The organism is Acidaminococcus sp. (assembly GCA_022482815.1).
GTDB lineage: Bacteria > Bacillota > Negativicutes > Acidaminococcales > Acidaminococcaceae > Acidaminococcus.
Genome location: JAKVOM010000001.1, coordinates 2069152 through 2089823, shown reverse-complemented (window position 1 = coordinate 2089823; position 20672 = coordinate 2069152). Strand labels below are relative to the sequence as shown.

Genomic DNA, 20672 nt, shown 5'->3' with positions numbered 1-20672 from the left:
TCATTCCAGGGCAGCGTGTGATTCTTTGACAACCTGCGCAGGCAGATCATCCGGGACCTGATCCTCGCCCTGTTTTCCAAGATATAACAGATATTCGATATTGCCTTCCGGTCCCCTGATAGGAGAATAGGAAAGGCCCAGCGGTATAAAGCCCATTTCCCGGGCCTGTGCCAATACTTTATGGATGACTTCCAGATGGACGGCAGGATCGCGGACTACACCTTTTTTCCCGACTTTCTCCCGCCCGGCCTCAAACTGCGGTTTAATAAGTGCAATGACGAAGCCGTCAGCCTTCAGGATCTTAAAAGCTGCAGGAAGCACTTTATCCAGTGAAATGAAAGCCACATCAATGGTCACAGCGTCAACGAGCTCTCCCAGGGAATCCGCTTCCAGATAGCGGACATTGGTCCTTTCCATATTGACAACGCGCTCATCATTGCGCAGTTTCCAGGCAAGCTGGCCGTAACCGACATCAATGGCAAAGACCTTTTTCACCCCGTTCTGCAGAGCCACATCGGTAAAGCCGCCGGTAGAGGCACCAAGGTCAGCCACCACTTTCCCATCCACGCTGATGGGAAATACCTTCAGGGCTTTGTCGAGTTTATACCCGCCGCGGCTGACAAAAGGCATCTTCTTACCCAGGAGCGTAATTTTTACATCCGGTTTCACCATCGTGCCCGGCTTATCTATTTTCTGATCGTCCACAAGAACTTCTCCGGCCATAATCACAGCCTGAGCCTTGCTCCGCGATTCGAAATATCCTTGTTCAGTCAAAAAAACATCCAGTCGTTCTTTTTTCATGCTTTTTTAGCCCGTTTCCATAAATTCCAATCTTCTTCAATGCGGGCAGCAACACCTTCCGGGTCAAGGCCCACATCTTTCAGCAGCTGCGCTTTGTTTCCGTGAGGAATAAAGCGGTCAGGCATGCCCAGCATCAGTACGCGTTTATCCGTAAGCAGCATCTTTTGCTCAAGGAAGGAAAGCACACCCTCACCGAATCCTCCAATCAGGGCGTTTTCTTCCATCGTGACAAGATAAGACTTTTCCTTCACGGAACTTTCCAGTGCTTCGGTATCAAGCGGCTTAATGAAGCGGCCATTGACGACACCGGCGGAAATGCCTTTTTTGGCAAGCAGATCCGCTGCTTTCATTGCCGTATCGACCATCGTACCTACTGCCCAGATATCCATATCGGTACCTTCGCGCAGACGTTCGCTGACACCTATCGGGATTGTATGCATCGGTTCATCCACAGGCACCCCGAGTCCGCTGCCGCGCGGATACCGCAGTACAGTCGGGCCATTATAATTGACAGCCGTACAAAGCATATGGCGCAGTTCATTTTCATCTTTAGGCGCCATAATCGTCATATTCGGCATGAGCCGCAGATAGGAAAGGTCAAAGTTGCCGTGATGCGTAGCCCCGTCGTCACCGACAAGCCCCGCACGGTCAAGGCACAGCGTAAAGGGCAGATTCTGCGTCGCCACGTCATGCAGCAGCTGATCGAAAGCACGCTGCGCAAATGTCGAATAAATCGCAACTACCGGATGATAACCGTTGGCAGCCATACCGGCCCCCATGGTGACCGCATGCTGTTCGGCAATGGCAGCGTCAAAAAACCGGTCCGGATAAAATTTTCCAAAGGCATCAAGCCCCGTACCTTCCCGCATGGCAGCTGTGATGGCAACAATCTTACGATTTTTGGCGCCAAGCTCTACCAGAGCCTTGCTGAACACGCTTGTATAGGAAGGGGGTGCGTCCTTAGCAGTAATCTTCTGCCCCGTTGCAATATCAAAAGGACCAGTCCCGTGAAACTTATTAGGATATTTTTCGGCAGGTGGATACCCCTTGCCTTTTTTGGTAATCACATGGATGAATACAGGTCCGTTCAGGGTCTTTGCCTTCTGCAGCGTTTCAATCAATACAAGGATATCATGGCCGTCCACGGGTCCCAGATAGGTAAAACCCAAATCTTCGAAAAACATGCCGGGTACGACCAGATATTTCAGACTATCCTTGATCCGTGCTACCGTTTTAGCCACGGAATCACCGATTGTCGGAATGCTCTTCAAAAAGCTTTCGATATCCGCTTTGACACGGGAATAGGTCGGTGCTGTCCGCAAATCAGTGAGATAGCTCGACAGGGCCCCGACGTTTTTCGAGATAGACATCTCGTTATCGTTCAAAATGACAATGAGACGCTTTTTCAGGGCCCCTGCGTTGTTCAGGCCTTCAATCGCCTCACCGCCGGTCAGCGCGCCGTCACCAATCACCGCCAGCACGTTGTAATCGTCGCCGGCAAGGTCACGGGCAAAGGCTATCCCCAAAGCGGCTGAAATGGATGTACTGGAGTGTCCGGTACCGAAACAGTCATAAGGACTCTCATCCCGTCTCGGGAATCCGCAGATGCCGCCGTATTGGCGTAGTGTCGAAAAAGCCTTGCACCGCCCCGTCAATATTTTATGGACATAGGACTGATGGCCCACGTCCCAGACAATTTTATCGCGTGGAGCGGAAAATACCTTATGCAGGGCGACCGTCAGTTCCACCACTCCGAGATTCGGTGCCAGGTGTCCACCATTGCGGCTTGTTACATCAATCAGCAGGGAGCGAATTTCTGCGCAAAGGGCATTCAGTTGTGGAATCGAGAGTTTTTTCAAATCCTGTGGGGAATGAATCGTTTCAAGTAAACTCATGCGCACGCCTCCTTACAGCTCCAGATCATTTCTTCCGGTTATAAAGATGCTCCGTAATTGCCGTCAGGACTTCCGCCCTGGTACCAAAAGGAGCAAGCGTTTTGCGGGCTTCTTCCAGGGTTTCCTTAGCCATTTCCTTGGCCTTTTCGAGAGAGAACAATGTGACATAGGTAGACTTGTTCATAAGCTGATCCATACCGGCCTTCTTGCCCATGACAGCCTCGTCGCCTTCGACGTCAAGAATATCGTCCGTAATCTGGAAAGCCAGGCCAAAAAGACGGGCAAACTTCGTCAGGGTTTCGATTTCTTCCGGGGTCCCGCCGCCGAGAATAGCTCCGCCGCGGATTGATGCAATGAAAAGAGCCCCGGTCTTAGCTTCATGGAGCTGCTTCATCTGAGCGAGCGTCAGCTTTTTGCCCTCGGAAGTGATATCCAGGGCCTGACCGCCGTCCATTCCGAACGGACCGGCACAGTGCGCCACAAGGTGCACCACTTCCACCAGTTTTTCCGGAGCAACGCCCTTTTGCTCGAGCATCACTTCAAAAGCCTGGGACTGCAGACCATCACCGGCAAGCACAGCCATAGCATGACCGAAGACCTTATGGTTGGTCAGACGGCCGCGGCGGTAATCATCATTATCCATTTCCGGCAGGTCGTCATGAATCAGCGAATAGGTATGAATCATCTCAAGACCTGCAGCTACGTTGATAAACTTCGTGCCGTCAGCTCCCACGATATCCGCCGAAGCCATGAGCAGAATCGGACGCAGACGCTTGCCGCCTGCCATGACGCTGTACTTCATTGCCTCGTCAACAGGAGAAATACTCCCTTTGCCAATGGTTTCATCGAGGAACTGATTGACCAGGGCTCCCCGCTCTTTCAAATATGCTTTTAAATCCACTATGCCTTCACCTCCGGGAAATCTTCCAGGGTAAACTCCCCATCAGGGGTTTCGGAAATCTTCTTGACTTCCTGCTCTGCTTTTTTGAGTACAGAACCGCAGTACTTGCTGAGTTCCGTTCCTTCTTTATATAAAGCGACCGTCTCTTCAAGAGAAAGGGTTCCGCTTTCCAGCGTCTGCACAATCTCTTCCAGTCGTTTCATGCTGTCTTCAAATGATTTTGCCTTTGCTTTTTTAGTTGCCATGTTTATGAACCTCCGCTGTTTCTACAAGGGATTCGATAGTTCCTCCGGACATATAGGTACGAATGCGGTCTCCTTTAGTAAGCTTTCCCGGATCCAGAATAACGTGACCGTCATCCGTTTCCGTAATGGAATAACCCCGTTCCAGGACTTTTTGCGGGTCAAGGGCCTGCAGTTTAACCGCAAGTACCTGGTACTTGTCCTTACGCGACTGCAGCGCTTTCTGACCGCTGACGGCCATGGCCTGAGTCAGCTGGTCAAGGCGCAGTCCTGTATTTTCAAATAAACGCTGAGGATAAAGGAAACAAGGGCGCTGGTCAAGCTTGGAAAGCTGATCCCGGCACCGGGAGAGTTCCAGTTCCACGCTTCGCGTAAGCCGCTGAGCCAGCCCTTCAAAAGCAGCTCTTTCCTTTGCGGTATCCGGCACGGCCAGCTCAGCCGCCGCAGACGGCGTAGCCGCGCGCAGATCGGCGGCAAAGTCACTCAAAGTAAAATCAATTTCGTGACCAACCGCGGAAATCACAGGGATATCAGAAGCCACGATGGCACGCACGACACGTTCATCATTAAAAGCCCATAAATCTTCCATGGAACCACCGCCGCGCCCTACAATCATCACATCACAAAGATGATGACGATTCAGGAACTCGATACCGTGAACAATCTCGGGAGGCGCTTCGGTTCCCTGCACTTTGACCGGATACAGAAGAATCCTGACCGACGAATCGCGCCGGCCCGAAACGGTAATGATATCGCGGACAGCGGCGCCGGCAGACGATGTCACGACGCCGACCACGCGCGGATGTGTCGGAATCGGTTTCTTGAGTGCCGGATCGAATAGTCCTTCTGCAGCCAGACGCTTTTTCAGTGCTTCAAAGGCGGCCATCAGATCGCCGGCTCCGAGCGGCATCATCATATCAACATAAAACTGATAGACACCGTCCCGTTCATATAAATCGATGCGGCCGATGCCGACAACTTTGTCCCCGTTCTGGGGCAGCTGTTTCAGGCGTCTTGCACTGCCGGCAAACATGACGCATTTCAGGAGTCCCCGGCCATCTTTCAAATTAAAATAGCAGTGACCGGATGGATAGCGCCGAAAATTCGAGATTTCCCCCTGAATCTGGAGGTTGGCAAGCTCAGGCTTGCTGTGAATCAATCCCTTAATCGTGGCATTGACTTCGGAAACGGTATACACCTTACCAAAAATCATGTCCATTCCTCTCTTTACGTAATGCATAAAAAGCGCAGCCAACGGCCCCGTCCACGCTGTAGGCCGGATCAGGAGTCCAGACCTCAATCTGTTTTCCTGTTAAATGGCGTTTAAGCTGCGTTCTGATTTCTTCGTTAGCACTGACGCCGCCCACAAAAAGTACTTCGTGCAGGTCATGGGCCTCACAGACGCTGCTGATTGTCTTTACAAGGCCCTTGGCGATTACCCGTTCCGTACCGAGTGCTACGGAAGCGGGATCGGCTCCCTGTTCCAGTGCGCGCAGTGCCTTGGTGGCCGGGCCGGATAAACTCATATTTCCCTTATCGGTCCAGACGGGCAAATCAAAAGCTTCTTTTGCGGAAAAAGCCAGCTTCTCCAGATGGCGGCCGCAGGGAAAAGGCAGTCCGATGGCCACACCGACACGATCAATCATCTGGCCGGCATGAAGATCGATACTCGTACCCTGAGGCGTTAAAGCATACTCACCATCGTCATTTTTATCTGCAAGAAGCAGGTCAGTTGTGCCGCCCGAAACATGGACAACAAGAAAATGAGCCGGTGCCTCTTTCCTCACGGACCAAAGGCCGGCAAACATGTGATTATGCTGATGGGTCAGTACATGGAGCGGGACGCGCAGTACATGAGCAAGACTGCGGGCAAGCCCGAAGCCAGTCAGAAAAGCCGGCATGTAAGAATCTATGAGAGGCCTCGGTTTATTGGAAACGCCGATGGCCCGGATAGAGAGCTTCTCCATTCTGCAGGATTCAATAAGCTCGGGCAGATTCCGGGTATGCTGAAAGACCATTTCAGACTGCGCAAGCCCTCTTCTGCCGGGTTTTACGGACAGTACTCTCCGCCGGTCTTCCAGCAAAGTGCCTTCCATCGAAAGTATAGCAACAGAAGTGGTGTAGCAGCTCGTATCAATGCCCAGCACAGCTTCTTCAGGCATGTTTTTTCACCAAAGTCCCCAGCATACCGTTAACAAAAGCGGGAGATTCATCACCGCCGTAAACTTTGGCGATCTCCACAGCTTCGTTGATGGCTACGGCCGGCGGAATCTTTTCATCACTGTAGTACATTTCGAAAGCGGCCATGCGCATCAAATTGCGGTCGACACCGCTCATCCGGTCTACAGCCCAGTCTTTGGAAAGGGTATTCAGTTCCGCGTCGATTGCTTCGAGATTTTTCCTTGTCCCTTCAACCAGCTTCAGTGTGTAAGCTTTGTCATGGGACCCTTTCAGAGGGCAGTCTTCATCCTCCAGAAGTTCTTTTACGACTTCACCCGGTACGGCGTCCGAGGAAAAATCCAGGGAAAACAAACTCTTCAGCGCCACCGTTCTTGCTTCTCTTCTACTCATAGTATCCTCATTTCTTATTTATGATAGGGCGGGAGCCAGTTATCCAGCAAATCGGCAAGATCTTCTCCTTCGTCCATTTTGTAACCAATATAAAAACCCAGACCGATACAAAAAAGCAGAAAAACGGCCCGGAAAAAGCCCAGGATAATAAACAAAATTCCTACAAAAAAGCCAATCAAGGCGCAGATAATGCGCCAACGAGACGTTTCAAACAATTTTTTCAGCAATTCCTGCCACATATCGTCTCGCCTCCTACTCTTCTTTCGCCTTAATATGCTTGCAATAGAGTTCTACATCGGAAACTTCGATGCCTATCACTTTTTTGATATTCTTTTTTACCGTTCTGCGGACTTCATCCGTTGTGTCGGGAATATTGATGCCCGGCTCAATGGACGCATTGATGCGCACGGAGAGTTTCTGGTCTTCCATCTTGATGCGGGCCTTGGCACTGTGAACGCCGAACACTTCATTACTGAAGCTGGCAATATAATCTTCAAGTGCCTTCTGGCTCACGTGAATCTGACCTTCGTGTTCACTTTCCAGCGTCAGGTCGGCACTGCTGCTGTGACTCCACCAGTTTGCGACAAAAAGACGGACACTCACAAGAAGCAGCACGGCGCCGCCCACCGTATATTCCCAGCGGCCCGGGATGCGTGCGGCAAAGGCCACGAAATCGTCAAGCGGTACAAAATTGACGCTGACGATGATAATCAACACAGCGGCCACAGCCATCAGGAACGTATACAGCGTCAGAATGATGCGATCAAAAATGCTCATGCCTTATCCCCCGAAGCCTCCTGGCTTTCCACTTTTTCTTTCTCCGCAGCGGCGTCTGTTGCAGCCGGTGCTTTATCCGAAGTTTCCGCATCAGCCTTCTGCGTTTCCCCGTTTTCGGATTTATCCTCTTCTGCGCTTGCCTCTTCAGGCTTTGCCTCAGATTTCTGGGAAAGTTCCTCCGATTCGGCTTCTTTATATTTCTTTTCCAAATCCTCTACATCATCTTTTGTTTCTTCAAGGTTGTTCAGCTTATCCTTACGCACGCCCTCCACATGGACATCTACGGCTGTAACCTCGTAGCCGGCCATGCTTTCGACGGCTTCCTTGACTTTTTCCTGCAGCTTGATAGCTACATCCGGGATATTGTAGCCATACGTAATAATCATATGGACTTCCACACGAACCGTTTTACCTTCTGTATAAACCTTAATTCCTTTTGAAAAATTCTGCTTGCCAAGCATATCGTTGATGCCGCCGCGGATTCCGCCGCTCATTCCGTAGACACCAGGAACTTCGGAGGCCGCAAGACCGGCCACAATGCTCAGGACTTCATCATCAACTTGAATCGATCCCATATCTTCGTCTTGTTCTTCTACTGCGACATCTTCATCTTGTTTTTTCTTCAGTTCATCATCCATCGTGTTCACCTCGAACGCAACTTTATGCATCATTAATCAGATTATTATACCACATGGAACAAATAGATAAAAGAAGCACGATACCGGCAAAAAGTGAGTCGGAAACGTGAAAAGTCAGGTTCCATCCTCTGTTCCGGCAATGAACGATTATAAATTATCTGTCCATAAATCTACCGATTGAGACAAAAAAAGAGGACACTGCAAAAGCAGCATCCTCAGCATGCTTATTTTAAGACGAGACGGTAATACTTCTTCTTACCCTTGCGAAGCATCAGCTCATCATTGCCTTTAAAGAGATCAGCCGTAACAGCAAGATCAAAATCGGTGACTTTATCATCACCAAGGCTCAGGCCATTCTGCTTGATCAAACGACGGCCTTCACTCTTCGTAGCAATAATCTTATTTTCCTGCATCAGGTCGAGCAGCTTTGTACCAAGCTTATCCTGCGTAATTTCAACAGTCGGCATGTTTTCCTTGTTGGAACCGCTGCCAAATACAGCTTCCGCTGCTTCTTTGGCCTTTTTAGCTTCTTCTTCGCCGTGAACCAGCTTTGTCACTTCGTAAGCAAGCGTAACCTTGGCATCATTGATTGCCGAACCCTTGAGGCTGCCCAGACGTCTGACTTCATCCATCGGAAGGAAAGTCAAAAGCGCGAGGCACTTCTCTACATCCGCATCATCGATGTTTCTCCAGTATTGATAGAAATCATAAGGAGACGTCTTTTCCGCAGACAGCCATACGGCACCGCCTACGGTCTTACCCATCTTCTGGCCCTGGCTGTTTGTCAGGAGCGTGTTGGTCATGCAGAAAGCAGGCTGATGATCCTTGCGGCGAATCAGTTCCACGCCGGCAATCATGTTGGACCACTGGTCATCGCCGCCGAGCTCCATGACACAATTATATTTCTTATGCAGCATATAGAAGTCATATGCCTGCATAATCATATAGTTCATTTCAAAGAAAGAAAGTCCGTTTTCACTGGCAAGACGATTTTTATAGCATTCGGCAGCCAGCATCCGGTTCACGGAGAAATGCACTCCAATTTCCCGCAAAAACTTTACATAGTTCAGATCCAGCAGCCAATCGGCATTGTTGGCAATAATAGCTTTGCCGTCAGAGAAATCAATGAAACGGCCTACCTGTTTTTTGAAACATTCCACGTTGTGCTGAATAAATTCCGGAGTCAGCATCTTACGCATTTCATTCTTGCCGCTGGGGTCGCCGATCATACCGGTACCGCCGCCTAAGAGGACAATAGGACGGTGGCCGGCCCGCTGCATATGGGCCATGACCATAAGGGCTATAAAGTGACCGACATGAAGGCTGTCAGCCGTAGGGTCAAAACCGATATAGAAAGTGATCTTCTCTTTATCCAGCAGTTCTCGCATTTCTTGTTCATGGGATAATTGTTTCAGGTATCCTCTTTCCTGAAGCGTATCTAATACGTTCATTGGAATAACCTCCTCGAATGATAAAAATCACTTAATGTATAAATAACAGAGTACCTGCCGGAATCAGATTCGCAGCAGGTACGAATAAGCAGCATAAATTAGAGCCGGATTATGCATTCTTCGGAAGCTCGGAAGTGCAGTGAGGGCACCTGGTCGCTTCTTTATCCACCGGCATCTTGCAGTACGGGCAGAGTCTTTCCGGTTCCTTGACTTCTTCCTTCTTAAACTTATTCAGGACTGAAATCATGCAGAAAATGACGAAAGCCATGATGATAAAGTCAATGACACTCGTCAAAAACTTACCATAGGCAATGACAGGAACCTTGGCAGCCGTAGCTTCGGCAAGCGTACTTACCTTTTTATCGGAAAGGTTGATGAACAAATTGGAGAAATCAACACCACCGATAATTTTCCCGATCGGAGGCATAATGATGTCGGAGACAAAGGAGGCCACAATCTTACCGAAAGCACCGCCAATGATAACGCCGACGGCCATGTCCACCACGTTGCCGCGCAGAGCAAACGCCTTAAATTCTTTCAAAAAGTTGGACATCAAAACAACTCCCTTCAAAATCAATTAGGTGTTATTATACCATATCTCTAATTAAGATTGTAGGGGGTAAAATAGCACCACCCGTTTTACGGGTAGTGCGGATGTGACGCTGTGGCGCTTTATAAAAAGCGCTTTTAACCTACGGGTAAAAACTGCGCTGCTATAACGCTGTGGCCGGCTTCGCCGGCGGGCCTGCAGCAGCAAGAACCTGACTTTATGAAATTGAGAAAAAATTGCTTTCGTAATTTTTCTACATACAATGCGACCAGCAACCTGCGGCCTGCGAAAAGGGGCTGTGAAATAATGCGTGTACATTATCTCACAGCCCCTTTTATTGAGAGAAGGAGTTTATTCAATTTCAAGCAGGCAGTCGCCGCTGATGATGGCCTTGCCTTTTTGAGCATAAATCTCGCCAACGACACCGTCAATCGGGGAAGTGATGGTAGTTTCCATCTTCATAGCTTCCGTAACGACCAGCGGATCGCCCTTCTTGACTTTCTGACCCTTCGTCACGAGTACCTTTACGACGGACCCGGAAAGGGTGGCACCGATATCGCCGGGCTTATCCGGATCAGCCTTCTTCGTCTTGACAGTCGTCTGGTTGACGCTCTTATCAAGTACCTGGATTTCACGTTCAGCACCGTTGAACATGAAGGTAATCGTACGCATACCGTCATCGTCAGGATCACTGATATTGATCAGGCGGATAATGAGCTGCACGCCTTCTTCCAGTTCAACCGTGATTTCTTCATTGACCTTCATGCCGAAGAAGAACGTCGGCGTATCCAGTACGCTGACATCGCCATAGCGCTTCAGCTTCTCGCTGTAGTCAGCAAAGACTTTCGGATACTGGCAGTATGCGTTGATATCTTCATCCGTGCTGCCGTAGCCTGCGCTGGCAAGTTTGCTGCGGACAGATTCGAAATCCACCGGATCAAGAAGCTTGCCCGGGCGCTGCGTAAGCGGCTTCTTCCCCTTCAGAATAATCTTCTGGAGTTTCTCAGGGAAGCCCTGGTACGGGAAGCCCAGACGGCCTTCGAAGAATTCTACGACAGACTTCGGGAAGTCAATCGTATCACCCTTTTCGTAAATATCCTTTTCCGTCAGTCCGTTCTGCACCATGAAGAGCGTCATATCGCCGACAACCTTGGAGGACGGCGTCACTTTTACGATATCGCCGAACATAAGGTTGACATCATGATACATCTTCTTAATGTCGTTCCAACGGTCACCCAGGCCTAAAGCCTTGGCCTGCTGACGCAGATTGGAGAACTGACCGCCAGGCATTTCGCAGTAATAAGTTTCCGTGTTTGGATACGGTTCCGCCTTATCTACGCCTTTGTAGTATGGACGAACCGTAGCCCAGTAACGCGTGATTTCTTCCATGGAGTCTGTATCCATTTCCGGCTGACGATCCTTGCCGCTCATAGCGTAATAGAAGCTGTTCATGCTGGGCTGGCTCGTACCGCCTGCGAAGGAAGCGTAGGCTACATCCACGATATCAACGCCGGCATCGGCAGCCCGGCAGAGCGTCGTCACTGCGTTGCCTGCCCCATCGTGCGTATGCAGATGAATCGGCAGATCTACAGCATCCTTCAAAGCAGAAACGAGCTGATAAGCGGCTTCCGGCTTGAGCAGACCGGCCATATCCTTGATTGCGATGATATTGGCACCGGCACGCTGCAGTTCCTTTGCCATCTTGACATAATAATCAAGGTTGTACTTTGGCCGCGACGGATCCAGGATATCCCCGGTGTAGCACAGGGCCACTTCGGCAATCTTGCCCGTTTCACGGACGTCCTGAATTGTCTCATACATATTGTCAAGGCTGTTCAGGGAGTCAAAGATACGGAAGACATCGACGCCGTTTTTGGCAGAAAGTTCCACGAAGTTCTTGACTACGTTATCCGGATAGCTGGTATAGCCGACGGCGTTAGCGCCGCGGATCAGCATCTGGTGCAGGATATTCGGGGACTTTTCACAAATTTTACGAAGCCGTTCCCACGGATCTTCATAGAGGAAACGATAAGCCACGTCAAAGGTAGCGCCGCCCCAGCACTCATAGGAGAAGAAATGCGGCAGCTTCTTGGCAGCCGTTTCCAGGACGCGCAGCATATCAATGGTGCGGACACGCGTTGCCATAAGGGACTGATGGGCATCACGCATGGTCGTATCTGTCAGCAGTACCTTCTTTTGGTCGAGAATCCATTTGGAGAACTTATCAGGACCCATTTCGTCAAAGAGCTGCTTCGTGCCCTTCGGGAAGTCACCTTCCGCCGGCACCGGCATTTCCAGAGGCACAAAATCAGGCACATCCTGATGCCCGGCATTGCTGTAGCCGTTAACGGTCGTATCACCGATGTATTTCAGGAGCTTCGTCCCGCGGTCATGAACGACCGGCAGATCGAAGAGCTCAGGATGGTTATCGATGAAGTTGACGTTATAGTCACCTTTTACAAAGGAAGGTTCCTTCAGTACATTAATTAAGAAACCGATATTCGTCTTGACACCGCGGATACGGAATTCACCGAGTACACGCAGCATCTTCTGCACAGCCTTGGCATGGCTCAGGCCATACGTGGTCGCCTTAACCAGGAGGGAATCATAGTACGGAGTGATGATGGCGCCCGTAAAAGCGTTGCCGCTGTCGAGACGTACGCCAAAACCGCCGCCGCTGCGGTAAGCAATGATTTTACCGGAATCAGGCATGAAGTTATTCGTCGGGTCTTCGGTCGTAATACGGCACTGAATAGCGTTGCCGCGGCACTGAATGGATTCCTGGGAAGGAATACCGATTTCTTCACTGTCGAGGGCATACCCTTCTGCCACCTTGATTTGGGTCTGGACAATATCGATGCCCGTAATCATTTCGGTGACCGTATGTTCTACCTGGACACGCGGGTTAACTTCAATGAAGTAAAACTGACCGTCCGGCGTAACCAGGAATTCAACGGTACCGGCATTTACGTAGTGCACATTGCTCATGAGTTTAATGGCGGCATCGCAGATTTTCTGACGCAGTTCCACAGGCAGGGCGAAAGCCGGAGCAATTTCAACGACTTTCTGATGGCGGCGCTGAATGGAACAGTCACGTTCAAAAAGATGAACCACATGACCGTATTCATCACCCATGACCTGCACTTCTACGTGCTTAGGATTCTGAATATACTTTTCTACATAGATTTCATCATTGCCGAAAGCGAGTTTAGCTTCGGACTTGGCACGATCATAGGCGTCGCGCAGATCGGCCATGCGGTCAACCATACGCATACCGCGGCCGCCGCCGCCATTAACGGCTTTCAGCATAATCGGGAAACCTACATCCCGGGCAAATTTTTCTACTTCGGCGTAGTTCATGACAGGACCGTCACTACCCGGAATATACTGGATACCTGCTTTCTTGGCCTGCTTGCGGGCATTCACTTTATCACCGAACATAATCAGGTGTTCGACCTTCGGGCCGATAAAGATAATGCCTTCTTCTTCGCAGCGTTTAGCCAATTCAGCATTTTCTGAAAGGAAACCGTAGCCTGGATGGATGGCATCGACATGATGCTCATGGGCAATACGGATGATATCATCGATATCAAGGTAGGCGTCAACCGGCTTTTTGCCTTCTCCTACGAGATAGGACTCATCAGCTCGAAAACGGTGCAGAGAAAGAGAATCTTCCTTGGAATAGATTGCAACCGTACGAATTCCTAATTCATTGCAGGCACGAAAAACACGAATGGCTATTTCACCTCGGTTAGCCACCAAAACCGAACGAATCTTTCTCACGAGAACCCCTCCTGTAGTAAAAAAATGAGTATAACGAAGTGTGATAATTATAGTGCAACTTGTACACATTAGTCTCTCGCATATAAACTTTATGTACACAAGTCGTTGTACTTCCTTATTATAGCAGGTAAATGCTACTTTACAAGAGGAAATAAGAAAAAAATTAATTATAAAATAATAAAAATATTTGGGGTAAAATATGTTACATAATTTTGTTTTTTAAAAAATTGTAAAGGATTTGACAAAATGAACAATTATTATAAGGCATTATTTTAAGTTCGATTTTTTGCATAAAAAACCGGAGTGATGCACCTGCACCGATGGCAGGGTTCACTCCGGAAGTCACATTTCTTATTTTATAAAAGCCTCACTGCGTTTCTTGAGCGCTTCGTACATTTTGGCAGAAAGGGTCACATCGACACCGAGTTTTCGTCCTGTGCGGGCAATATAACCGCTGAAAGTTTCCAGTTCGCTCTGCTGTTTATGCATAAAATCAAGGGCCAGCGAGCTGTATACATCCTTATTTTTTTGCTTGAGAATGCGTCCGTAAATCGTTTCGGCTTCCTGCGGGTTGAGAGCAATCCCTTGAGCCTCGCCTACTTTCTGGGCTTCCATAAGAAGCGTATGAAGCTCTTCCTTGCCCTGCGGCAGATTCAGAATTTCACCGATGGTCTTTTCATAATAGGCGGTAATCACGTTGTAGGCGCAGTTCGTTATATATTTATTCCACATCTCGACCTGGATATCATCGGCAAGGTGAGTTTTGAAGCCCTCGTGATTAAGGAGAGTAAATACAGTTTCTGCTGCTGCCTTGTCCTCCCCGCCCACAAAGAGGATGGCAAACTTACTCAGCTGATGAATGGAATAATCCTTATCAGCTGCTGAATTAATATAAATAACAGTATCGACAAAAGTCGTCCCTTTCGGCAGGATTGCTTTTGCTACTTCTGTATGATCTACACCATTCAGCATAGGCACCACGATGGTCTCCGGACCCACGCAGGGAGAGATTCCCTTCAAAGCTGCTTCAAGTGAATAGTTCTTGACGCAGACAAAAATGACATCCTGGATGCCGGCGGAAGCAGGGTCATCCGTCACTTTCGGATGCGTCACCTTCTCACCGAGAAGTGCGCTGTGAAGCACCAGTCCCTTTTCCAGGATAGAATCCTTGCGTCCTCTTCTGGCAATGATTGTTACGTCATCAGGGTAATTCAGTGTCAGGACGGAAGCCAGATAGCCGCCGATGGCACCGATACCCGTAACCATAATTTTCATAAGGAAACCCTCCTTTGGGCATGATCAATTTAAATACCGATGATTCCTAACTATTGAGTGCAGGCGGCGGACTACGTTACTATTAGCTTCACCCGCTTCTCCTTACAGCTGAAATGATAAAAAATCTCACAAACCCTTTACACGGATGATCTCTTCCGCGCACTCACCAATCACATCGTAAGCGATTCTTGCTTTCCAGCCCAATTCTTTTTCTGCCTTGGCAGCAGAAAGCGCTGTATTTCTGCCCAGATATTTCACGGGCATGCGCAGATCCGTTACGAGAAGGGAAAGGACTTTAGCAGCAAAATTCGACAATTCTTTGGTCGGAACTTTAGTGGCTTTGTCGCCCAGTCTTTCCTTCAGGCACATGGCCATCTGCTTATAGGAAACATATTCTTCGGCGGACACAATATAACGCTGTCCGACTGTTTCCGGATGCTGCAGCACGAGGACATGAAAAGCAGCCACATCCCGCACATCGACGTAGTTAAAGGATTGCTGAAGAAGATGGGACAATTGACCCATAAGCATTGCCTGGATGATCATGCTCTGCCTGGAAAATGAATCGCCTAGAGCCGGTCCGATAATGAGCGACGGCAATATGGAAGTAAGTTCCATCTGATTTTCCTCTGCAAAATCCCAGGCGGTTTGTTCACCCTTCATTTTAGCGCGTGCATCGTAGTCGACAGGAATGCCGTTATCGGATAAGTCACTCCAATCCTCTTCGGTGAAAAGTGCATCATGATGCTCGTGACCGCCATTGACGGCACCGGCACAGCTCGTAAGGATTACACGTTTAATACCGGCGTCATGGGCAGCCTGCATCACACGGTGCACGCCATCGGCGGTAATATCTATTTTCTCATGACCATCGAGATTCCAGCGTCCCGGTGTCGGGTGCGCCATATGGATGACGGCATTTACACCCTGCATCGCTTCCGCCCAGCCCGCATCTTCCCGGATGTCGGCCTGGACAAAAGAAAGTTTATCCAGATTGGGGACCTGCATCTCTGACAGCACATCCCGTGTCAATCTTGCTTTGTCGTCGGAACGGACTGTCCCCGTCACTTCATACCCCGCTTCAAGCAGTGCCTTAATCGTAAAACCGGCCAGATAGCCGTCGGCACCGGTAAGCAATACTTTCTCACTCATCTTTTTACTGAACGCTCCCTATTCATCATTTTATAGTAATGCCAGCATTTGCTTTGGATTTTCTGCCGGCTTCACTTTTTCCATGGCCTTAATGATCATGCCTTTTTCATCAATCAGGTAAGTCGTGCGGACGACACCCATGGTCTTGCGGCCATACATATTCTTTTCTTTCCATACATCATAGGCTTTGACAGCCGTAAGCTCCGGATCTGCCGCCAAAATAAAAGGCAGCTGGTACTTCGTTTCAAACTTTTTATGAGAAGCCACGCCGTCCTTACTGACGCCAATGACTACAGCGTCCTTTTCCGTAAACTGCGGATACAATTCAGCAAAGCCACAGGCTTGTTTCGTGCAGCCAGCGGTCATATCCTTGGGATAAAAATAGAGAACCACCTTTTTGCCGCGGAATTGGCTTAAGGTGACTTCATTCCCATTTTGGTCCGGAAGTATAAAATCCGGTGCCACAATTCCTGTTTCGAGCATTCTCTTCACTCCCTTTGTTTATCCAAGTTCCCAGGTTTCTCCCGGTGCCAGGATACGGGCATTGACTCCTCTATCCCGGAGCTTTTGCAGGATTCCATCATTGGCATCCTTCCGGGCATGAAAAAGAAGGCACTGCTTCGCCCTTACTTCATCTGCAAGAGCAATCGTGTCCTCCTCATCCAGATGGACTTTAAAAATCACCCGGCTCTTTTGCAAATAAATGTCATTCTGATGGCAGTACGTATCCGAAAAGAGAAGATTACCTTCTGTTCCCTTGGAAAGTTTTCCCGTAAAAATGACTTTGTGCCGAGCTTCCTTTTTAAGCTGTTTAAGATAAAATAGTCCTTCCGGCGCCGTCAGCATCCCATCCTGGGTTAAAATCAAAGCCGGTTCGTCTTTCCTGCAGATTTGAAGCCTTTCATCATCAGAACGTACGATGCGGCCGGATAGCCCGGCAGAAAGTTTTCCTTCCTGCAGATATTCTGTATGGCTTACCAGCGACTTTACGTAACTGTCAATTGCCTCATCCACATAAAAAGGAACACAGGTAAACGTACGGGAAAGGAGCGACCACACATCGGCAGCCCGCCCCTTGGGAGGCAGTGGAAAAAGCACTTTCCCTCCATCCTTAAGGACTTGCCTCGTCTCGGAAATAAGCTGGCGGCATTGGGCCTCCTGGTCAATATGCCGCCCGGCATAGCCGCAGTCAAGGACGGCCGTTTCCGCCTGCGGCGGAGACTCCCTTTTAAGCAGCAAAGGATTAAAAACAGTATCCCCGCTGTAATAAAAGGTTCCGCCGGCACACTTCACATGATACCAGAAGCTCCCGAGCATATGCCCGGATGACCCTGTTGTTACAGTAATGCCCTCTATATCATGGGTACCGGGACTCAGCGGAACAAACCGCAGGGCGCGGCAGTCTGCTTCCGTATAAGGAAGCGTTCCGCCCCTTCTCGCTGCATAAGAGCGCCACTTATCCAGCATGCCGCGAACCATCGCAATGGATTCCGGCGAAGCATAAATGACACCTTGATAGTCCAGGTGATACAGAAGAGGCAGTGCAGCGCAGTGATCCTCGTGGACATGGGAAAGGAACACGGCCCGGATTTTACTGACTGCTTCCCGCGAAAGAAGTGGATAAGCACCAACCTCGAGGCCATGAACCGTCTTTTTGACACCACAATCAAAAAGATATGTGCCCTCCGGTACCGACAAGGCATAACAATTCCTTCCGTGCTCCCCACTGCCGCCAAAAGCGGTCAAACTACCCTGCATGCAGCTTCCTCCTCAAGAATTGAAATATGATTGATTAGTGAAATTCCGGGGAACTGAGCTCCACAGTCCGAAATTCAAACCGTTCGGCATCTTTCTGGAAGCGTTTCAGTGCTTCCACCGTCTTTTTATCGGCCTCAAGCCAATCAACGGTATTCAATTCGTACGGAGTCAGCCAGCGGGCCTGTTCATGTTCCTTGAGAACCGGTTTTCCGGAAGCCACCGTGCAGAGATAGCATTCCATGATGAGGTGGATTTCCGGATAATCATATATGACTTCCACCAGTTTTTTCCCGACGTTGATTTCCATATCAAGTTCTTCCCGAATTTCACGTTTCAGTGCCTCTTCAGGAGTTTCACCTTCTTCAATCTTGCCGCCGGGGAATTCCCAGCCGCCCTTATAGGGACCGTAGCCGCGCTGTGCGGCTAACACCATATCTCCCTTGACAATGACAGCAGCTGCCACATGTAACGTTTTCATTGCGATTCACAACCTTTCTGCTAGTTAGGCGGCTGAATGCCAGCCGTTCGTAAAATTTATTTTTTACCGACAATGACAAGAGAAAACCGATACTTCTCACGATATTCCCTATCACATTATTTTCAACACATCATTTACGATTCTGCTGCAGATATTTTTGCGTAAAAGGGCAAACGGCAAAACAAAGACCGCATAAAGCCTGATGAATCCCTGTAGCCGCAATCATTCGCTCCAGTTGTTTCTGCCTGCATTTCGGCCAGTCAAAAATGGCCGCCCTCTCTACGCCTTCCTTCCAGAGGGTACCCTTCAAGGCACCGGCCGGACAAGCTTCTACGCAGCGGCGGCAGGAACCGCAGCGACTGGTCTCAATGGGTTCGTTAAGCGGAAGCGGTGCGTTAGTGAGGAGACTCGAGATACGCACAGCACAGCCGTACTGCGGCGTCACAAGCAGGCAATTTTTGCCGATCCACCCGATACCTGCACGAGTGGCTACAGTCTTATGCGGAAGAGGTGTCCGGTTGTCTTCATTTTTGTGGACCCGGTCCGTGGAATTAGCAAAGGCCAGAAACCCCTTGGTACAAAGAAAATTCTCACCTGCTTTAACAATCTCATCGAGCTCGTGATTCAACGCAAAATAAGCATCACGATATTCTTTCGTAGGTGCTGTTTTCAGGTCTTTGACGATGGAAGCCGGGACAGGAACTGCCACCGAAACCCCGATTTTCAGTTTCTTTTCTTCAAAAGCCTGACGAAGCAGACGGGCATTATCATCCGGAAACATACCTTCGTTGAGCGTAATCCCCTCCAGGCTTCCTGCACCGACAAGGGCCGCCCCCTTGGACTTCAGTAAAGAGAAAAGTTCTTCTTTCAATGCTTTTGCATCGGCCATACTCCCACCTCCGCTTCTTAAAATTATTATACAACACAAGGGAAAAGGTGAAAATGAGTAAGGGTGTATAAAGTGGATAGTGATTAGCGGCGGGTGGTTAGTATAATTGTAATGAAATCAACTTGCACGGATTCTTGAAAAAGATTGCAAGAAACCGATAGTTATTCAATCACCACAAAATGAGGTTCAAATAGCCAACACACAGGCGGCATACGATGACTTTTTTGAGATTTTTTAAGGTTACCAGATCCGGAGTGAAGCAAAAGAAGCCAGGGAACAAAGAATAATGTCAAAAATCCACAAAAGACTATACCCGCCTGTCGCACTGACAATCACACCACCCAGATAGGCACTGAAAAACGCACCAATCTGGTGGCCTGCAAAAAGCAGCCCGATGAGCGTTGCTGTCTTGCTTAAGGAGAAATTATCCTGAACAAGTCCCGACGTAGGAGATACGGTAGCATCGCCAGTGAAGCCAAGCCCGGCAGAAAAAATCAGGGCAGTGACAAAAGTTTTCGGGACAAAGAAAATATAACCGAGTACCCACACGGCACGAAAGCCATAATAAAATCCAAGGAGATGACCTTTATGGAGACGGGTGCTCAAATATCCGGATAAGAGTGCTCCCGTAATGGTCGAAATGCCGTATACGGAAAAAGCCCAGCCTGCCAGATAATCGGCAATACCAAACGCCAGAAACTGAGAAAACAAGTGTGATTCAATGATGACCATATGGAAACCGCAGGTTGAAAACCCGGCAAGCAGCAGACGATAGGTCCGATTTTGCAGGGCCTCTTTAAAGAATTTGCGAACGGGCACATATTCTTCTTCCTGCTCTCCTTTTGCCTTTCTTGGATCATGACTCGTTACGATGAGCGTAATCGGAATCAAAAGAGCACACAAAAATCCAAGAGCAGTGAGTGCCGTCTGGATACCGCCCCACTGCAGCAGTGCAACGATGCCGGGAGACAAGAAGAAACTGACCATACCCGCGGCAGCGTTCAGCATGCCCGCAAGCAGCATCGAGTACTGCGGCCCCACAAAATGAATGGCAGAAGTAAGCACCATTCCAAAGGAAATGGCACCGGCCCCGGCGCCGAAAATAACACCCAGGAAGAGGGCCAGTCCGATAAAGGAATGAACGAGCAGCATTCCGGCCATACTGACAATGAGAAGCACAGACCCCAGTTCCAGCACAAGACGATTGGACTTACGGGAAGCCAGGAGCCCGAAAAAAGGCTGAGTGAGCCCGAAAACAAGCTCCATAATAGCTATACAGAGGCTTACATCTTCATAAGGGAGGCCGCTGTGTGCCGAAAGCGGTTTCAGTAAAATGCCGATATCGCCGCGGATGCCTGCACCGAGACCATACAAAAGACAAGCAATCAGGCCAAAAGCGATGACAGCCCCGATTCCTCTTGTTTTCCTGGTTTCAGTCATCCTATCACCTTCTAATTATATATGGTCTTATCTTACCACAGAGATAAATAAACGACGAAAAAATATTGTTC

The 20672-nt window shown here is 49.2% G+C and carries 20 protein-coding genes; all 20 read right to left on the bottom strand.

The genetic code is table 11. The features are described 5' to 3' along the window. Window positions 1–774 carry a TlyA family RNA methyltransferase gene (locus LKE33_09020; GenBank protein ID MCH3951055.1) on the bottom strand — a complete coding sequence of 258 codons (774 nt, stop codon included), beginning with the start codon at window positions 772–774 and terminating at the stop codon, window positions 1–3. Between the two features lie 23 nt (window positions 775–797). After that, window positions 798–2696 carry a 1-deoxy-D-xylulose-5-phosphate synthase gene (gene dxs, locus LKE33_09015; GenBank protein ID MCH3951054.1) on the bottom strand — a complete coding sequence of 633 codons (1899 nt, stop codon included), beginning with the start codon at window positions 2694–2696 and terminating at the stop codon, window positions 798–800. 25 nt (window positions 2697–2721) lie between these two features. Continuing rightward, complete coding sequence (locus tag LKE33_09010) at window positions 2722–3597, bottom strand: polyprenyl synthetase family protein (protein ID MCH3951053.1); 876 nt, start codon at window positions 3595–3597, stop codon at window positions 2722–2724. Beyond that, window positions 3597–3842 (bottom strand): exodeoxyribonuclease VII small subunit, encoded by a 246-nt coding sequence (gene xseB / locus LKE33_09005; protein ID MCH3951052.1) that lies wholly within the window; start codon window positions 3840–3842, stop codon window positions 3597–3599. Before xseB ends, LKE33_09010 begins: the two co-directional genes overlap by 1 nt. Beyond that, window positions 3832–5052, bottom strand: a complete 1221-nt coding sequence (xseA, locus tag LKE33_09000; protein MCH3951051.1) for an exodeoxyribonuclease VII large subunit — start codon at window positions 5050–5052, stop codon at window positions 3832–3834. Before xseA ends, xseB begins: the two co-directional genes overlap by 11 nt. Then, on the bottom strand, window positions 5039–6001 hold the full coding sequence (locus LKE33_08995) for an O-sialoglycoprotein endopeptidase (GenBank protein ID MCH3951050.1): 963 nt from the start codon (window positions 5999–6001) through the stop codon (window positions 5039–5041). Before LKE33_08995 ends, xseA begins: the two co-directional genes overlap by 14 nt. Then, the gene (gene nusB / locus LKE33_08990) at window positions 5994–6410 is read right to left on the bottom strand and encodes a transcription antitermination factor NusB (GenBank protein MCH3951049.1); all 417 of its coding nucleotides are present in this window, start codon (window positions 6408–6410) and stop codon (window positions 5994–5996) included. The genes LKE33_08995 and nusB overlap by 8 nt, the downstream gene beginning before the upstream one ends. Before the next feature lie 14 nt (window positions 6411–6424). Next, window positions 6425–6649: a DUF2273 domain-containing protein gene (locus tag LKE33_08985; protein MCH3951048.1), complete on the bottom strand. Its 225-nt coding sequence runs from the start codon at window positions 6647–6649 to the stop codon at window positions 6425–6427. A gap of 13 nt (window positions 6650–6662) precedes the next feature. Continuing rightward, window positions 6663–7187, bottom strand: coding sequence for an alkaline shock response membrane anchor protein AmaP (amaP, locus tag LKE33_08980; GenBank protein MCH3951047.1), 525 nt, complete (start codon window positions 7185–7187; stop codon window positions 6663–6665). Beyond that, window positions 7184–7825: an Asp23/Gls24 family envelope stress response protein gene (locus tag LKE33_08975; GenBank protein ID MCH3951046.1), complete on the bottom strand. Its 642-nt coding sequence runs from the start codon at window positions 7823–7825 to the stop codon at window positions 7184–7186. The genes amaP and LKE33_08975 overlap by 4 nt, the downstream gene beginning before the upstream one ends. 224 nt (window positions 7826–8049) lie before the next feature. Continuing rightward, entirely contained in the window at window positions 8050–9276 is a 1227-nt protein-coding gene (gene tyrS, locus LKE33_08970; GenBank protein ID MCH3951045.1) for a tyrosine--tRNA ligase, read from the bottom strand. Window positions 9277–9385: 109 nt separating this feature from the next. Further along, on the bottom strand, window positions 9386–9829 hold the full coding sequence (mscL, locus tag LKE33_08965; protein MCH3951044.1) for a large conductance mechanosensitive channel protein MscL: 444 nt from the start codon (window positions 9827–9829) through the stop codon (window positions 9386–9388). A gap of 348 nt (window positions 9830–10177) precedes the next feature. Further along, window positions 10178–13609, bottom strand: coding sequence for a pyruvate carboxylase (locus tag LKE33_08960; GenBank protein MCH3951043.1), 3432 nt, complete (start codon window positions 13607–13609; stop codon window positions 10178–10180). Between the two features lie 351 nt (window positions 13610–13960). After that, a complete protein-coding gene (locus tag LKE33_08955) occupies window positions 13961–14884 on the bottom strand; it encodes a ketopantoate reductase family protein (GenBank protein ID MCH3951042.1) in 924 nt (307 codons plus the stop codon). Window positions 14885–15010: 126 nt separating this feature from the next. Continuing rightward, a complete protein-coding gene (locus tag LKE33_08950) occupies window positions 15011–16036 on the bottom strand; it encodes an NAD-dependent epimerase/dehydratase family protein (protein MCH3951041.1) in 1026 nt (341 codons plus the stop codon). 30 nt (window positions 16037–16066) lie between these two features. Then, complete coding sequence (locus LKE33_08945) at window positions 16067–16519, bottom strand: peroxiredoxin (GenBank protein MCH3951040.1); 453 nt, start codon at window positions 16517–16519, stop codon at window positions 16067–16069. A gap of 18 nt (window positions 16520–16537) precedes the next feature. Beyond that, window positions 16538–17794 (bottom strand): MBL fold metallo-hydrolase, encoded by a 1257-nt coding sequence (locus LKE33_08940; GenBank protein MCH3951039.1) that lies wholly within the window; start codon window positions 17792–17794, stop codon window positions 16538–16540. A 34-nt stretch (window positions 17795–17828) separates the two neighbouring features. Then, window positions 17829–18272 (bottom strand): (deoxy)nucleoside triphosphate pyrophosphohydrolase, encoded by a 444-nt coding sequence (locus LKE33_08935; GenBank protein ID MCH3951038.1) that lies wholly within the window; start codon window positions 18270–18272, stop codon window positions 17829–17831. Window positions 18273–18402: 130 nt separating this feature from the next. After that, window positions 18403–19161 carry a 4Fe-4S binding protein gene (locus LKE33_08930; protein MCH3951037.1) on the bottom strand — a complete coding sequence of 253 codons (759 nt, stop codon included), beginning with the start codon at window positions 19159–19161 and terminating at the stop codon, window positions 18403–18405. Between the two features lie 240 nt (window positions 19162–19401). Beyond that, window positions 19402–20601, bottom strand: coding sequence for an MFS transporter (locus tag LKE33_08925; GenBank protein ID MCH3951036.1), 1200 nt, complete (start codon window positions 20599–20601; stop codon window positions 19402–19404). Window positions 20602–20672: the final 71 nt, after the last annotated feature.

Excerpts from the sequence above, each read along its gene's own strand:
- xseB (MCH3951052.1), bottom strand. The coding sequence starts at position 3,842 with ATGGCAACTAAAAAAGCAAAGGCAAAATCATTTGAAGACAGCATGAAA.
- amaP (MCH3951047.1), bottom strand. The coding sequence starts at position 7,187 with ATGAGCATTTTTGATCGCATCATTCTGACGCTGTATACGTTCCTGATG.
- LKE33_08975 (MCH3951046.1), bottom strand. The coding sequence starts at position 7,825 with ATGGATGATGAACTGAAGAAAAAACAAGATGAAGATGTCGCAGTAGAA.
- LKE33_08985 (MCH3951048.1), bottom strand. The coding sequence starts at position 6,649 with ATGTGGCAGGAATTGCTGAAAAAATTGTTTGAAACGTCTCGTTGGCGC.
- tyrS (MCH3951045.1), bottom strand. The coding sequence starts at position 9,276 with ATGAACGTATTAGATACGCTTCAGGAAAGAGGATACCTGAAACAATTA.
- LKE33_08950 (MCH3951041.1), bottom strand. The coding sequence starts at position 16,036 with ATGAGTGAGAAAGTATTGCTTACCGGTGCCGACGGCTATCTGGCCGGT.
- LKE33_08995 (MCH3951050.1), bottom strand. The coding sequence starts at position 6,001 with ATGCCTGAAGAAGCTGTGCTGGGCATTGATACGAGCTGCTACACCACT.
- dxs (MCH3951054.1), bottom strand. The coding sequence starts at position 2,696 with ATGAGTTTACTTGAAACGATTCATTCCCCACAGGATTTGAAAAAACTC.
- xseA (MCH3951051.1), bottom strand. The coding sequence starts at position 5,052 with ATGATTTTTGGTAAGGTGTATACCGTTTCCGAAGTCAATGCCACGATT.
- LKE33_08955 (MCH3951042.1), bottom strand. The coding sequence starts at position 14,884 with ATGAAAATTATGGTTACGGGTATCGGTGCCATCGGCGGCTATCTGGCT.
- LKE33_08935 (MCH3951038.1), bottom strand. The coding sequence starts at position 18,272 with ATGAAAACGTTACATGTGGCAGCTGCTGTCATTGTCAAGGGAGATATG.
- LKE33_08925 (MCH3951036.1), bottom strand. The coding sequence starts at position 20,601 with ATGACTGAAACCAGGAAAACAAGAGGAATCGGGGCTGTCATCGCTTTT.
- LKE33_08945 (MCH3951040.1), bottom strand. The coding sequence starts at position 16,519 with ATGCTCGAAACAGGAATTGTGGCACCGGATTTTATACTTCCGGACCAA.
- LKE33_08930 (MCH3951037.1), bottom strand. The coding sequence starts at position 19,161 with ATGGCCGATGCAAAAGCATTGAAAGAAGAACTTTTCTCTTTACTGAAG.
- nusB (MCH3951049.1), bottom strand. The coding sequence starts at position 6,410 with ATGAGTAGAAGAGAAGCAAGAACGGTGGCGCTGAAGAGTTTGTTTTCC.
- LKE33_08940 (MCH3951039.1), bottom strand. The coding sequence starts at position 17,794 with ATGCAGGGTAGTTTGACCGCTTTTGGCGGCAGTGGGGAGCACGGAAGG.
- mscL (MCH3951044.1), bottom strand. The coding sequence starts at position 9,829 with ATGTCCAACTTTTTGAAAGAATTTAAGGCGTTTGCTCTGCGCGGCAAC.